Raw genomic sequence first — 13,853 nt, 5'->3', positions numbered from 1 at the left:
GACGCGAGGCGGCACCGCACTCGCGCAAGGACAAGGCAGGAAACACCATGGCTGAGAATTACGACGTCATCATCATCGGTTCCGGTCCCGGCGGCTATATCGCCGCCATCCGCGCCGCCCAGCTCGGCCTCAAGGTCGCCTGCGTGGAGCGTGAGCATCTGGCCGGCATCTGCTCCAACTGGGGCTGCATCCCGACCAAGGCGCTGCTGCGCTCCGCCGACGTGCTGCATAGCGCCCAGCATGCGAAGAACTACGGACTGACGCTGGAAGGCACGATCAAGCCGGACTTGAAGGCGATCGTCGCCCGCTCGCGCGGCATTGCCGAGCGCATGAACGGCGGCGTCGGCTTCCTGTTCAAGAAGAACAAGGTCGATATCATCTGGGGCGAGGCCAAGCTCACCAAGCCCGGCGAGATCGTCGTATCGAAGACGACGAAGCCGGCCCAGCAGCCGCAGGCGCCGCTGCCGAAGAACGCCAAGGGCGAGGGCACCTACACCGCCAAGCACATCATCATCGCGACCGGCGCCCGCCCGCGCGCCCTGCCGGGCATCGAGCCGGACGGCAAGCTGATCTGGACCTATTTCGAAGCGATGAAGCCGGAAGAAATGCCGAAGTCGCTGCTGGTCATGGGCTCGGGCGCCATCGGCATCGAGTTCGCCTCCTTCTATCGCACCATGGGCGTCGACGTCACCGTCGTCGAAGTCATGAGCCAGGTGATGCCGGTGGAAGATGCCGAAATCTCCGCGCTCGCCAAGAAGCAGTTCGAAAAGCAGGGCATGAAGATCCTGCTCGATGCCAAGGTGGCCAAGGTCGAAAAGGGTGCCAATTCGGTCACCGCCCATGTCGAGAAGAAGGACGGCTCGATCGAGAAGATCACGGCCGACCGCATGATCTCCGCCGTCGGCGTCCAGGGCAACATCGAGAACCTCGGCCTTGAAACCCTCGGCGTGAAGACCGACCGCGGCTGCATCGTCATCGACGGTTACGGCAAGACCAACGTTCCCGGCGTCTACGCCATCGGCGACGTCGCCGGCCCGCCGATGCTGGCCCACAAGGCCGAGCACGAAGCCGTCATCTGCATCGAGAAGATCGCCGGCCTGCCGAACGTTCACCCGATGGACAAGCTGAAGATTCCGGGCTGCACCTATTGCAACCCGCAGGTCGCCTCCGTCGGTCTGACGGAAGCGAAGGCAGAGGCCGAAGGCCGCGAGGTCCGCGTCGGCCGCTTCCCCTTCGTTGCCAACGGCAAGGCGATCGCGCTCGGCGAAGACCAGGGTCTGGTCAAGACGGTGTTCGACAAGAAGACCGGCGAACTGCTGGGCGCCCACATGGTCGGCGCTGAAGTGACCGAGCTGATCCAGGGCTTCGTCGTCGCCATGAACCTGGAGACGACCGAAGAAGACCTGATGCACACTATCTTCCCGCATCCGACGATTTCCGAAACGATGAAGGAAAGCGTGCTCGATGCCTATGGGCGTGCACTGAACGCTTGATTGTGCTACGGCTCGCCTCCATCTGAGGCGGGCCGTTCGTTTTTGTGGCCCCCAGCCCGGCGCAGAAGAAAGTGAAAGCAGATGGTCACCATTCTCGACCGCACCAATAACGACGATGCCAAGCGCGTCCGTCACCCGGAAAAGGCCCACAAGCCGGACACCGAGATGCTGCGCAAGCCGGAGTGGATTCGCGTCAAGGCGCCGACCTCCAAGGGCTATCAGGAAACCCGCGAACTCGTCCGCTCCCACAAGCTGGTGACGGTGTGTGAGGAAGCCGGGTGTCCGAACATCGGCGAGTGCTGGGACAAGAAGCACGCGACCTTCATGATCATGGGTGAAATCTGCACCCGCGCCTGTGCCTTCTGCAATGTCGCGACCGGCAAGCCGAATGCGCTCGACATGGCCGAACCGGAAAACGTCGCCAAGGCCGTCAAGCAGATGGGCCTCTCCCACGTCGTCATCACCTCCGTCGACCGCGACGATCTGGCTGACGGTGGCGCCGAGCATTTCGAGAAGGTGATCTGGGCGATCCGCGCCGCATCGCCAACGACGACCATCGAAATCCTGACGCCCGACTTCCTGAAGAAGCCCGGCGCGCTTGAGCGCGTCGTCGCCGCCAAGCCCGACGTTTTCAACCACAACATGGAAACGGTTCCCGGCAATTATCTCACGGTCCGTCCGGGCGCGCGCTATTTCCACTCCATCCGCCTGCTGCAGCGGGTGAAGGAACTGGACCCGACCATGTTCACCAAGTCCGGCATCATGGTCGGCCTCGGCGAGGAGCGCAATGAAGTGCTGCAGCTCATGGACGACCTGCGCACAGCCGACGTCGATTTCATGACCATCGGCCAGTACCTGCAGCCGACCCGCAAGCATCACAAGGTCGAGCGCTTCGTCACGCCGGAAGAGTTCAAGTCCTACGAGACGGTCGCCTATTCCAAGGGCTTCCTGATGGTGGCTTCGAGCCCGCTCACCCGCTCGTCGCACCATGCCGGCGATGACTTCGCCCGCCTGAAGGCAAACCGCGAAAAGAGGCTGCTGACGGCCGCCGAGTAAGTTTTTAAAAACAGAGCTGAGCCGCAGCCGCAGGGCTGCGGCTTTTTGCGTTCCAAAGGGCAGGTGATATGACGCGACACCTCGACAGTCTCGAAGAGGCCGCTGGCGTGCTGAAGCAGGCCGAGCGCATTCTGGTCATCGGCTGCTCCGGCGGCGGCAAGTCGACGTTGTCGCGCGGGATCTGCGGCCGGCTTGGTATCCCTTATATCTCCATGGATCGCGATTTCTTTTGGCTGCCCGGCTGGGTGAAACGCGAGAAAGCGGAAGAAAGGGCACTGATCGCAGAAGGTGTGGCGCGAGAACGCTGGCTGATGGACGGTAGTGGTTCGTCGAGCTTCGATATCCGGCTACCGCGGGCGCAGATGGTGGTCTGGGTGCGGCTGCCTCGCTGGCGATGCTTGCTGGGGGTAACGCGGCGGGCCTTGCATTATCTCGGCAAAACCCGACCGGACATGGCGCCCGGCTGTGTCGAGCGCATCCCAGATCGCGAGTTCCTCTCTTACATCTGGCATTTCGAGAAGCATTTCGTGCCGCATATTCTGTCGCAGCTGCAGCGATATGGAGCGGGTGTCCCGGTTTTGCAGCTGAAAAGCCATGCCGAAATGTGCGACCTTCTTGATCTTCTCGATACGCCCGCTTAACTGCCGATCATGCCTCAATTCGAAACCACGCGCCCCGTCCAGCATTCCGCCGAACAGATGTTCGATCTCGTTGCCGATGTGGAGCGCTATCCCGAATTCCTGCCGCTTTGCGAGGCCCTGACGGTCCGCTCCCGCAAGGAGCGTGACGGCAAGGTGCTGCTGGTCGCCGACATGACCGTCGGCTACAAGGCGATCCGCGAAACCTTCACCACCCAGGTCCTGCTCAATAAGGCGGAACGGGTGATCGACGTGAAATATATCGACGGCCCCTTCAAGTATCTCGATAACCGCTGGCGCTTCGAGACGAGGGAAGAGGGCGGGTCGAACGTGAATTTCTTCATCGATTACGAGTTCAAGAGCCGCATCCTCGGCGCCCTGATGGGCTCGATGTTCGATCGCGCCTTCCGCATGTTCACCGAAGCCTTCGAAAAGCGCGCCGATACGATCTACGCTTCCGTCTGAAGCGTATTTTCGCGATATTTTTTCAAGGACACTTGAATATTCCGCTTCATCGGTGCGTCATCTGGAAATGATGATACGCGCTCTTGCCTTCCTCGCTGTTGCCTGCATGCCGCTTGCGGCGCAGGCGGCTGATGTCGCGATACGCAAGGCGGGGCACTACGTCCTGCTTCTCGACGCTGATGGAAAGCCGGTTGCCGGAAGCTATTGGCTTTCTCCGACGCTAAAGATCAGGGTGCATTCGCGCGAAACGGGTTTGCCGACAGAACCGGAGTTCGTCGATAAGGATGTCTTCCCGACCCGCATTGCCGCCATGCTGGCGCTGGTAAACCGGCACTACAGCTACGCCCCGGAGCCATCCTTTGCTGCGATCGGCAAAACGCAAAACATCACGCAGAAATCGATGCAGGTCGGGCCGCTTGCGAAGATGTTCGGCCCGGACGAGTTGATCGTCCGGTTTTCGCCGATGGGAACGCTGGCCTCCAATCTCGAGGGCGTCGATCTCATCAACCATTTCTATGTGACCGAGAGGAACGATCTTCAGCCGCCCGGCCCGGAATGGGGAAAGCGCGTGTATATCGAAACGCTCGATATCGACCTTGCGGACAGGCAAGCGGCACGGGTCGAGCATATCGCCTCCGGCGAGGCGTTGAGCAGCGGCGATTTCTATATCGACTACCTGATCCGGGGAAATTACACGCCGGATTTTACGCATTGCCTTGAGGCAAAGCGCCGTGCGCCGGACTATGCGGAAAAGGCCCGGAACCAGCGTGAGGGCTCGGATAAATACATGGCCGATACGTTTCTTGCCGATGGCAGCGCCTTCTGGGAGGAGCAGCCTTCCGGCGCACCGGACGAGCAGGCGATGAACGCTTTCCAGATATGCCCGCCGGGAGCAAAGTGATCAGCGACCGGCTTCCACCAGCATTTCCAGCGCGGTGCGCAGCGTCGCAAGCCGTACGCCCTGACGACCGATATCGCCGTAGCGCATCTTCCGATGAAACATCTGGCCATCGCGCCGGGCAGCGGCGAGATGCACGAGGCCGACAGGTTTTTCCACCGACCCACCGCCCGGTCCGGCAACGCCCGTCACGGCGATGCTGACGTCGGCGCTGGAGCCGTCAAGCGCACCCTTTGCCATTTCGATCGCCGTTTCCCGCGAGACAGCGCCATGGGCGGCCAGCGTTTCCGAGGAGACGCCAATCATCTGCATCTTCGCCTCGTTGGAATAGGTGACGAAGCCGCGATCGATGACCGAGGATGAGCCGGGGATTTCCGTCAGCGCGCCCGCGATCATTCCGCCGGTGCATGATTCCGCGGTTGCGACCATCAGGCCCCGCGCGGTGAAATCGTGGATGAGGGAATAGGCTTTTTCCTCAATATCTTGCGGCCAAATGCTCATGCTTGCCCTCTGAAGGCTACGGTTGCGGTGGCGATGGCGGCGATGCCTTCCCGCCTGCCGATGAAACCGATTTTCTCGTTGGTCGTCGCCTTCACCGAGCAGCGGTCGAGGCTGATGCCGAGCATCTCGGAAAGGTTGGCGCGCATTCGGTCGCGATGCGGCCCGACCTTCGGGGCTTCTGCAATCAGCGAGATATCGGCATTCATGATTACGCCACCGCGTTCGCGCACGATCTTTGCCGCATGTTCAAGGAAGATGCGGGAAGGCGCGCCCTTCCATTGCGGATCGGACGGCGGAAAATGATCGCCGATATCGCCGGCGCCGCAGGTGGCGAGCAGGGCGTCCGTCAGCGCGTGCAGCGCCACGTCGGCATCCGAATGGCCGAGCAGTTTCTGGTCGTGGGGAATGAAGATGCCGCAGAGCGTCACGCCATCGCCCTCCACCAGCTGGTGTACGTCATAACCATTGCCGGTGCGGATGTCGGGGAGGGTGGAAAGAATCTGGTCGGCCATGGCGATATCCCGTTTGGTCGTCAATTTGAAATTGTCCGGCGACCCCTCGACCAGTGTCACCGGCATGCCGGCCCATTCGGCAATCGAGGCGTCGTCGGTGAAATCGGAACGGCCGGAGAGGGCCGCTTTCTCATGGGCGGCAAGAATGGCATCGAAGCGGAAGCATTGCGGCGTCTGCGCGCCAAAAAGCCCGGCGCGCGGAACCGTCTCGCTCACATGGCCGGTGCTGTCCGCCCGCTTCAGGGTATCGGCGACGGCGACTGCCGGCAGAACGGCTTCATGGCCGGCGATAAGCGCATCCTGGCAGCGGATGAGAAGGGCACTGTCGACGAAGGGACGTGCCGCATCCTGGATCATCACATGGCTCGGCGCTCGGGCCGCCAGCGCCTCAAGGCCGGCGAGCACGGACATCTGCCGTGTTGCGCCGCCATGAACGACGATCAGGTCGAGATTACCTGAGAGGGAGAGGCGTGCCTTTTCGAACAGCATCTCGTCATCCGGGTGAATGACGACGACGAAAACCGGCTTCTGGCCGGTCTCCACAGCCCATGTCGCAAAAGCGTCAAGCGTGTGGCAGATAACCGGCCGTCCGCCGATCAGGCGATACTGCTTCGGGCCTTCCTCCGGCGATCCGGCCCTCTCGCCCCGGCCGGCCGCGACGACGACGATACCGCAGGAAATGTCTTCTCTTGTCTGCATCTTCCAAAAAGCGTCCTGTGATTCCCGTCGCATTTGGGCTATGAGGCGCCCTCCGCGATCAGGCTGGCCCCGTGATGTACCGTGAACATGCTGCCTTTGCCAGTTGTGGATGAAAATTTGGACGGGCCTGCGGAAAAGACTTGGCAAGCCCACGAACGATGTCTAAAAATAGTGCAAAGTTCTCATGTGCCCGAAAGATAGCCATTTGCCAGTGCCGGCTCTGTCATCCCCGTTTGCGGTCGAGGGCGTCACCTTCCGAAACCGCATCGTGCTTGCGCCGATGTCGGGCGTGACGGACCTGCCGTTCCGGCAGCTTGCCTGGCGTTTTGGTGCCGGCCTTGTCGTCACGGAAATGGTTGCGAGCCGCGAACTTGTCGGCAATGCCACGGAAAGCTGGGCGCGGCTGAAGGGTGCGGGCATCACTCCGCACATGGTGCAGCTTGCCGGCCGCGAGGCCCACTGGATGGCCGAGGCCGCGCGCATTGCCGCCTACAATGGCGCCGATATCATCGACATCAACATGGGCTGCCCGGCAAAGAAGGTAACTGGTGGCTATTCCGGCTCGGCGCTGATGCGCGACCCCGACCACGCGCTGACGCTGATCGAAGCGACGGTGAAGGCCGTTTCCGTGCCCGTCACCTTGAAGATGCGGCTGGGCTGGGACGAAAACTCCATCAATGCGCCGGAGATCGCGCAGCGGGCGGAAGAAGCCGGCGTGCGGATGATCACCATCCATGGCCGCACGCGCATGCAGTTTTACAACGGCCGCGCCGATTGGGACGCGATCCGCGCCGTGCGCGATGCCGTCTCGGTGCCGCTCATCGCCAATGGCGATGTGGCGACGGCGGACGATGCCCGCGAAATCCTCTGCCGCTCCGGCGCGGATGCGGTGATGGTCGGCCGCTCGACGCAGGGGCGTCCGTGGCATCCGGGCGTTCTGGCCGGTGCGATCAAGCATCCCGAGGCCACCGAGATCGCCGATATCTTTGCCGAGCACTATTCGATGATGCTGGAATTCTACGGCATCGAAGCCGGCCTTCGCCATGCACGCAAACATGTCGGCTGGTACCTCGATCGCTTCGCGCCGGGCATTCAGGGCAAGGACAAAGCTGACATCATGACATCGACTGAGCCGGGAGCCGTGCTCTCGAAAGTGACGGCGGCGATCGTCGCCTGGGTGCCGGAAACGGAACTGGCAGCATGAGCGCGGAAACCGAAGCACAGGCTGGCAGCCTGTCGATGGCAGTGCTCAACGCCATCCAAAACCCGGTCATCCTCGTCAACGGGCAAGGCCATGTCGCCTTTGCCAACTGGGAGGCTGAAGCCTTTTTCGGCGCCAGCGCCAACCATCTGGCAAAACACGATATCAGCAATTTCATTCCCTTCGGCAGCCCGTTGCTGACGTTGATCGAGCAGGTGCGCGAGCGCCGCGCGGCGGTCAACGAATACCGCGTCGATCTGAGTTCTCCGCGCCTTGGGGTCGACAAGCTGGTCGATCTCTATGTCGCGCCGGTTCTGTCGGAGCCCGGCTCGGTCGTCGTCGTCTTTCAGGAACGGTCGATGGCCGACAAGATCGACCGCCAGCTTACCCACCGCGCCGCTGCCCGCTCGGTGACGGGGTTGGCGTCGATGTTGGCCCATGAGATCAAGAACCCGCTTTCCGGCATTCGCGGCGCCGCCCAGTTGCTCGAAACCTCCGTTGGCGATGAGGATCGCGCGCTGACGCGGCTGATCTGCGACGAGACGGACAGGATCGTCTCGCTGGTCGATCGCATGGAGGTCTTTTCCGATGAGCGTCCCGTCGATCGCCAGCCGGTCAACATCCATTCGGTGCTCGACCATGTGAAGGCGGTCGCCAAGGCCGGTTTTGCCCGTGGCATCCGCATCACCGAAAATTACGACCCCTCGCTGCCGCCGGTCTATGCAAACCGCGATCAACTGGTGCAGGTCTTCCTCAATCTGGTAAAGAACGCCGCCGAGGCAGTGGGCAACCGGCCGGAAGGCGAGATCGTGCTGACGACGGCCTACAGGCCGGGCATCCGGCTTTCGGTTGCCGGCACGCGGGAGAAGATTTCGCTGCCGCTCGAATTCTGCGTTCAAGACAACGGCCCCGGCGTGCCGGCCGATCTCGTGGAGCATCTGTTCGACCCCTTCATCACCACCAAGACAAACGGTTCGGGCCTCGGCCTTGCGCTGGTCGCAAAGATCATCGGCGGCCATGGCGGCATCGTCGAATGCGACAGCCAGGCCCACCGCACCACCTTCCGTGTCCTGATGCCGGCCTCCAAGGGAAATTCGGCGGAGGACGCAAGCCCCGTGAGCACTAAAGGATTATCCCGATGACTGGCGCCACCATCCTCGTCGCCGACGACGACGCCGCGATCCGCACCGTGCTCAATCAGGCGCTTAGCCGCGCCGGCTACGATGTCCGCATCACCTCCAATGCCGCGACGCTCTGGCGCTGGATTTCCGCCGGCGATGGCGATCTCGTCGTCACCGACGTCGTCATGCCGGATGAAAACGCCTTCGACCTTCTGCCGCGTATCAAGAAGGCACGGCCGGACCTTCCGGTGCTGGTCATGAGCGCCCAGAACACCTTCATGACCGCCATCAAGGCCTCGGAGAAGGGCGCTTACGATTATCTGCCGAAGCCCTTCGACCTCACCGAACTGATCGCCATCATCGGCCGTGCCTTGGCCGAGCCGAAGCGCAAGCCCGCCAAGCTCGACGACGACACGCAGGACGGCATGCCGCTCGTCGGCCGCTCGGCGGCGATGCAGGAAATCTACCGCGTTTTAGCCCGCCTGATGCAGACCGATCTGACGCTGATGATTACCGGCGAATCCGGCACCGGCAAAGAGTTGGTGGCGCGCGCCCTGCATGACTATGGCAAGCGCCGCAACGGCCCCTTCGTCGCCATCAACATGGCCGCCATTCCCCGCGATCTCATCGAATCGGAACTCTTCGGCCATGAGAAAGGCGCCTTCACCGGTGCCCAGACCCGTTCCACCGGCCGTTTCGAGCAGGCGGAAGGCGGTACGCTGTTCCTAGATGAAATCGGCGACATGCCTATGGATGCCCAGACACGCCTGCTGCGTGTGCTGCAGCAGGGCGAGTATACGACCGTCGGCGGCCGCACGCCGATCCGCTCGGATGTCCGCATCGTCGCTGCAACCAACAAGGACCTGAAACAGTCGATCAATCAGGGGCTTTTCCGCGAAGACCTGTATTATCGCCTGAACGTCGTGCCGCTGCGCCTGCCGCCGTTGCGCGACCGCGCCGAGGATATCCCCGATCTCGTCCGTCACTTCGTCCAGCAGGCGGAAAAGGAAGGCCTCGACGTCAAGCGTTTCGATCAGGAAGCGCTGGAACTGATGAAGGCGCACCCATGGCCCGGCAACGTTCGCGAGCTGGAAAACGTGGTGCGCCGCCTGACGGCGCTTTATCCGCAGGATGTGATCACCCGCGAGATCATCGAAAACGAGCTGCGCTCGGATATTCCCGACAGCCCCATCGAGAAGGCGGCGGGTCGCACCGGCTCCATGACGATCTCGCAGGCCGTCGAGGAAAACATGCGGCAGTATTTCTCCGGCTTCGGCGATGGCCTGCCGCCGCCGGGCCTCTACGACCGTGTTCTGGCCGAGATGGAATATCCACTGATTCTCGCCGCACTCACCGCAACGCGGGGTAATCAGATCAAGGCGGCCGATCTGCTCGGCCTCAACCGCAACACGTTGCGCAAGAAAATCCGAGAACTTGGCGTCTCGGTGTACCGCAGCTCACGCGGCGCTTGACTTGGCTGCAGCAACCGTTGCATTTTCGCCACATTACGTTGCTTAGACGGCATAGGTCAGGTCGCTGTGACAGGCCTGACGTGAGCGGTCATTTCTAGACAGAAGCGTGAAAACGACCGGCGGAGTTTCTTCGGAGGCCGCGCCGGGTCGGGGGAAGCATTGCATATGGCCGACAGGCTGACACTGCCACTTGCGAGCGAGGAGGGTGCTCTCCACGGTACGGACCGGCGCGCATCCTTTGCCTTGCCTGGCCTGTTGCTGGCGACCGGCGCGCTTCTCTGCGCCATCATCTCGCTGCTGATTCTCCTGGGCCTGACGCCCATTGCCCCGGAAACGCCTGTCGTCATCGGTTCGGCCGCTATCAATGCGGTCTTCGTTATCGGCCTGATGGCGCTGATCGGCCGCGAAATCATGCGGCTCCTGAAGGCACGAAGCCGAGGCCGCGCCGCCGCCCGCCTGCACATCCGCATCGTCGCCCTGTTTTCGATCGTGGCCATCACGCCGGCCATTCTCGTGGCGATCTTCGCCTCGATCACGCTCGATGTCGGCCTCGATCGCTGGTTTTCGATGCGCACCCAGTCCATCGTCCGCTCCTCCATGGACGTCGCCCAGGCCTATGTGCTCGAAAACGCGAGCTATCTTCAGGGCCAGACCGTTTCCATGGCCAACGACCTCGAGCGCAACCGTCAGCTCTACAGCCTCGACCGCACCGGTTTCATCGAACTGATGACGCGGCAGGCGCGCGGGCGCGGCATGCTCGGCGCCTTTCTGGTGCGCGCCGATGGCTCTGCGATCCTGTCCGCCAATATCCCGACCGACCGGCCGCTGCCGGCGATCCCGAAGGATGCGCTGGCAAGCTCCGTCGCCGGCCAGCCGACGCTCATTCCGCCGGGCGTGACCAATCTCGTCGGCGCGGTGATCCCGATCGACAATATCGAAGGCGCTTTCCTCTATACGGTGCGCACCGTCGATCCGAAGGTCATGGCCTCCATGCGGCTGATGGAGGAGAACGCGGCCGAATACCGCAATCTCGAAGCCGGCCGCACCTCGCTGCAGGTGGCGTTCGGCGTGCTCTATCTCGGCTTTGCGCTGATCGTGCTGCTTGCGGCGATCTGGACAGCGATTGCAGTTGCCGACCGCATCGTGCGGCCGATCCGCCTTCTGATCGGCGCGGCCGACAGCGTTGCATCGGGTAATCTCAATGTCGTCGTGCCGGTGCACGCTGTCGATGGCGATGTCGGCAGCCTTTCGCGCACCTTCAACAAGATGATTGCCGAAATCCGCAGCCAGCAGGGCGAAATCCTCGAAGCCCGCGACGAGATGGATCATCGCCGCCGCTTCATCGAGGCGGTGCTTTCCGGCGTGACCGCGGCCGTGATCGGCGTCGAGAACGACCGGCGCATCACCATCGCCAATCCGTCCTCGGAGCATTTTCTCTCCCATCATCCACTCGAGCTCGTCGGCGCGAAGCTGGGCGACGTGGCACCGGAGATCGAGGCGGTTCTGGACGAAGCGGCGATCCGCAATCGCAACGACTACCGCAAGCAGGTCAACATCATGCGCGGCGGCGTCGAGCGAACGCTCAACGTGCAGGTGACCCGCGAGGAGACGACCGATGCGCAGGAAGCCTATGTCATCACCATCGATGATATCACCGATCTTGTCATCGCGCAGCGCTCCACCGCCTGGGCGGATGTCGCCCGCCGCATCGCCCATGAGATCAAGAACCCGCTGACGCCGATCCAGCTTTCCGCCGAGCGCTTGAAGCGCCGCTACGGCCGCCAGATCGCCGAAGACGATCGCAAGGTTTTCGATCAGTGCACCGATACGATCGTGCGCCAGGTCGAGGATATCGGCCGCATGGTGGATGAGTTCTCGGCTTTTGCCCGCATGCCGAAGCCAACAAAGGAGAAGGGCGACCTGCGCGCGGTGCTGACCGACGCCGTCTTCTTGCGCGAAATGGGCAACACCCATGTCACCTTCATCAGAGATTTCGGCGACGAGCCGCTTGAAGGGCTGTTCGACAGCCGCATGCTGGGCCAGGCCTTCGGCAACATCATCAAGAACGCCGTCGAGGCGATCGAGGCCTTGCCGACCGACGCCGTGCGCGGCGAGCTGAAGGTGATGGTGCGCTCGCGGCGCAACGAGGCGAACGGCCAATACGTCATCGACGTCATCGACAACGGCAAGGGGCTGCCGATCGAGAATCGCCACCGCATTCTCGAGCCCTACATGACGATGCGCGAGAAGGGCACTGGGCTCGGCCTCGCCATCGTGAAGAAGATCATCGAGGACCACGGCGGCCAGCTGGAGCTGCATGATGCGCCGGCGGATTTCGACGGCGGCAATGGCGCGATGATCAGGATTATTCTCCCGCCCGCTCCGGTTGCGAGCCGTGCGGACGTGACACAGGACAAGGACTATTCTCATGGCGGCTGACATTCTTGTAGTTGATGACGAGGAGGATATCCGCGAAATCGTCTCCGGCATCCTGTCGGACGAGGGGCATGAAACCCGCACGGCGTTCGACAGCGACAGCGCGCTTGCCGCAATCAGCGATCGCCTGCCGCGCCTGGTTTTCCTCGATATCTGGATGCAGGGCAGCAAGCTTGATGGCCTTGCGCTGCTCGACGAAATCAAGAGCCGCCATCCCGACCTGCCGGTGGTGATGATTTCCGGCCACGGCAATATCGAGACCGCCGTTTCGGCGATCCGTCGCGGTGCCTATGATTTCATCGAAAAGCCGTTCAAGGCCGATCGATTGATCTTGATCGCCGAGCGGGCGCTGGAAACATCGAAGCTCAAGCGCGAGGTGTCCGAGCTGAAGAAGCGCTCCGGCGATCCCGTTGAGCTGATTGGCACCTCCGTTGCGGTCTCGCAATTGCGCCAGAACATCGAGAAGGTCGCTCCGACGAACAGCCGCATCATGATCCACGGCCCTTCCGGCTCCGGCAAGGAACTGGTGGCGCGCATGATCCACCGCAAGTCGGCGCGGGCGGGCGGGCCGTTCGTCGCGCTGAACGCAGCGGCGATCACGCCGGAGCGCATGGAAATCGCCCTCTTCGGCACCGAAGGTACTGCCGGCCAGCCGCGCAAGACCGGGGCGCTCGAAGAAGCCCATGGCGGCATGCTCTATCTCGACGAAGTCGGCGAAATGCCGCGCGAAACCCAGAACAAGATCCTGCGCGTGCTGGTCGATCAGCAGTTCGAGCGTGTCGGTGGTTCGAAGCGCGTGAAGGTCGATGTCCGTATCATCTCCTCGACCGCCTACAATCTTGAAAGCCAGATTGCAGAAGGCGCCTTCCGCGAAGATCTTTATCATCGCCTCGCCGTCATTCCCGTGCGGGTGCCGGCGCTTGCCGAGCGGCGGGAAGATATTCCTTTCCTCGTCGATATGTTCATGCGCCAGATCAGCGAGCAGGCCGGTATCCGCGCCCGCAAGATCGGCGACGATGCGCTGGCCGTGCTGCAGGCCCATGACTGGCCGGGCAACATCCGCCAATTACGCAACAACATCGAGCGCCTCATGATTCTGGCGCGAACCGATGGGCCGGATACGCCGATCTCCGCCGATATGCTGCCGACCGAGGTGGGCGACAGCCTGCCGAAGATTTCCGCCCAGGGCGACCAGCACATCATGACGTTGCCGCTGCGCGAAGCGCGCGAAATGTTCGAACGCGACTATCTGATCGCCCAGATCAATCGCTTCGGCGGCAACATTTCCCGCACGGCGGAGTTTGTCGGCATGGAGCGCTCGGCGCTGCACCGCAAGCTGAAGTCCCTCGGTGTCTGATATT

The 13,853-nt window shown here is 62.4% G+C and carries 12 protein-coding genes; 10 read left to right on the top strand and 2 right to left on the bottom strand.

The window, feature by feature from the left end:
- The first annotated feature begins 47 nt into the window (after positions 1 to 47).
- The 5 genes from lpdA to ASC86_RS07810 all read left to right on the top strand — a co-directional run bounded on the left by lpdA (position 48) and on the right by ASC86_RS07810 (position 4,553).
- On the top strand, positions 48 to 1,493 hold the full coding sequence (lpdA, locus tag ASC86_RS07830) for a dihydrolipoyl dehydrogenase (RefSeq protein WP_056318839.1): 1,446 nt from the start codon (positions 48 to 50) through the stop codon (positions 1,491 to 1,493).
- Between the two features lie 81 nt (positions 1,494 to 1,574).
- Positions 1,575 to 2,549 carry a lipoyl synthase gene (gene lipA, locus ASC86_RS07825; protein ID WP_056318836.1) on the top strand — a complete coding sequence of 325 codons (975 nt, stop codon included), beginning with the start codon at positions 1,575 to 1,577 and terminating at the stop codon, positions 2,547 to 2,549.
- A 68-nt stretch (positions 2,550 to 2,617) separates the two neighbouring features.
- On the top strand, positions 2,618 to 3,190 hold the full coding sequence (locus ASC86_RS07820; protein ID WP_056318832.1) for an AAA family ATPase: 573 nt from the start codon (positions 2,618 to 2,620) through the stop codon (positions 3,188 to 3,190).
- A gap of 9 nt (positions 3,191 to 3,199) precedes the next feature.
- On the top strand, positions 3,200 to 3,652 hold the full coding sequence (locus ASC86_RS07815) for a type II toxin-antitoxin system RatA family toxin (protein WP_056318830.1): 453 nt from the start codon (positions 3,200 to 3,202) through the stop codon (positions 3,650 to 3,652).
- A gap of 70 nt (positions 3,653 to 3,722) precedes the next feature.
- Positions 3,723 to 4,553, top strand: coding sequence for a hypothetical protein (locus ASC86_RS07810; protein ID WP_056318826.1), 831 nt, complete (start codon positions 3,723 to 3,725; stop codon positions 4,551 to 4,553).
- Here ASC86_RS07810 and ASC86_RS07805 read toward each other — a convergent pair whose 3' ends face one another.
- Positions 4,554 to 5,051 (bottom strand): CinA family protein, encoded by a 498-nt coding sequence (locus ASC86_RS07805; protein WP_056318823.1) that lies wholly within the window; start codon positions 5,049 to 5,051, stop codon positions 4,554 to 4,556. It lies immediately after the preceding gene.
- Positions 5,048 to 6,262, bottom strand: coding sequence for a bifunctional 2-C-methyl-D-erythritol 4-phosphate cytidylyltransferase/2-C-methyl-D-erythritol 2,4-cyclodiphosphate synthase (locus ASC86_RS07800; protein WP_056318820.1), 1,215 nt, complete (start codon positions 6,260 to 6,262; stop codon positions 5,048 to 5,050). Before ASC86_RS07800 ends, ASC86_RS07805 begins: the two co-directional genes overlap by 4 nt.
- A 184-nt stretch (positions 6,263 to 6,446) precedes the next feature.
- Between ASC86_RS07800 and dusB the strand changes: the two genes are divergently transcribed.
- From dusB to ASC86_RS07775, 5 genes are all read left to right on the top strand, one after another.
- Positions 6,447 to 7,466, top strand: a complete 1,020-nt coding sequence (gene dusB, locus ASC86_RS07795; RefSeq protein ID WP_056318817.1) for a tRNA dihydrouridine synthase DusB — start codon at positions 6,447 to 6,449, stop codon at positions 7,464 to 7,466.
- Positions 7,463 to 8,605, top strand: a complete 1,143-nt coding sequence (locus ASC86_RS07790; protein WP_056318814.1) for a nitrogen regulation protein NR(II) — start codon at positions 7,463 to 7,465, stop codon at positions 8,603 to 8,605. Before dusB ends, ASC86_RS07790 begins: the two co-directional genes overlap by 4 nt.
- Complete coding sequence (gene ntrC, locus ASC86_RS07785) at positions 8,602 to 10,056, top strand: nitrogen regulation protein NR(I) (protein ID WP_056318811.1); 1,455 nt, start codon at positions 8,602 to 8,604, stop codon at positions 10,054 to 10,056. Before ASC86_RS07790 ends, ntrC begins: the two co-directional genes overlap by 4 nt.
- 165 nt (positions 10,057 to 10,221) lie before the next feature.
- Positions 10,222 to 12,495, top strand: a complete 2,274-nt coding sequence (locus ASC86_RS07780) for a PAS domain-containing sensor histidine kinase (protein WP_056318808.1) — start codon at positions 10,222 to 10,224, stop codon at positions 12,493 to 12,495.
- The gene (locus ASC86_RS07775) at positions 12,485 to 13,849 is read left to right on the top strand and encodes a sigma-54 dependent transcriptional regulator (RefSeq protein WP_056318805.1); all 1,365 of its coding nucleotides are present in this window, start codon (positions 12,485 to 12,487) and stop codon (positions 13,847 to 13,849) included. The genes ASC86_RS07780 and ASC86_RS07775 overlap by 11 nt, the downstream gene beginning before the upstream one ends.
- Positions 13,850 to 13,853 lie beyond the last annotated feature (4 nt).

Source organism: Rhizobium sp. Root1212 (genome assembly GCF_001424985.1).
Taxonomy (GTDB): Bacteria; Pseudomonadota; Alphaproteobacteria; order Rhizobiales; family Rhizobiaceae; genus Pararhizobium.
This window is presented reverse-complemented; position numbering and strand designations above follow the sequence as displayed.

Coding starts and splice junctions, on each gene's coding strand:
- lpdA (WP_056318839.1), top strand. CDS start 48: ATGGCTGAGAATTACGACGTCATCATCATCGGTTCCGGTCCCGGCGGC.
- lipA (WP_056318836.1), top strand. CDS start 1,575: ATGGTCACCATTCTCGACCGCACCAATAACGACGATGCCAAGCGCGTC.
- ASC86_RS07820 (WP_056318832.1), top strand. CDS start 2,618: ATGACGCGACACCTCGACAGTCTCGAAGAGGCCGCTGGCGTGCTGAAG.
- ASC86_RS07815 (WP_056318830.1), top strand. CDS start 3,200: ATGCCTCAATTCGAAACCACGCGCCCCGTCCAGCATTCCGCCGAACAG.
- ASC86_RS07810 (WP_056318826.1), top strand. CDS start 3,723: ATGATACGCGCTCTTGCCTTCCTCGCTGTTGCCTGCATGCCGCTTGCG.
- ASC86_RS07805 (WP_056318823.1), bottom strand. CDS start 5,051: ATGAGCATTTGGCCGCAAGATATTGAGGAAAAAGCCTATTCCCTCATC.
- ASC86_RS07800 (WP_056318820.1), bottom strand. CDS start 6,262: ATGCAGACAAGAGAAGACATTTCCTGCGGTATCGTCGTCGTCGCGGCC.
- dusB (WP_056318817.1), top strand. CDS start 6,447: ATGTGCCCGAAAGATAGCCATTTGCCAGTGCCGGCTCTGTCATCCCCG.
- ASC86_RS07790 (WP_056318814.1), top strand. CDS start 7,463: ATGAGCGCGGAAACCGAAGCACAGGCTGGCAGCCTGTCGATGGCAGTG.
- ntrC (WP_056318811.1), top strand. CDS start 8,602: ATGACTGGCGCCACCATCCTCGTCGCCGACGACGACGCCGCGATCCGC.
- ASC86_RS07780 (WP_056318808.1), top strand. CDS start 10,222: ATGGCCGACAGGCTGACACTGCCACTTGCGAGCGAGGAGGGTGCTCTC.
- ASC86_RS07775 (WP_056318805.1), top strand. CDS start 12,485: ATGGCGGCTGACATTCTTGTAGTTGATGACGAGGAGGATATCCGCGAA.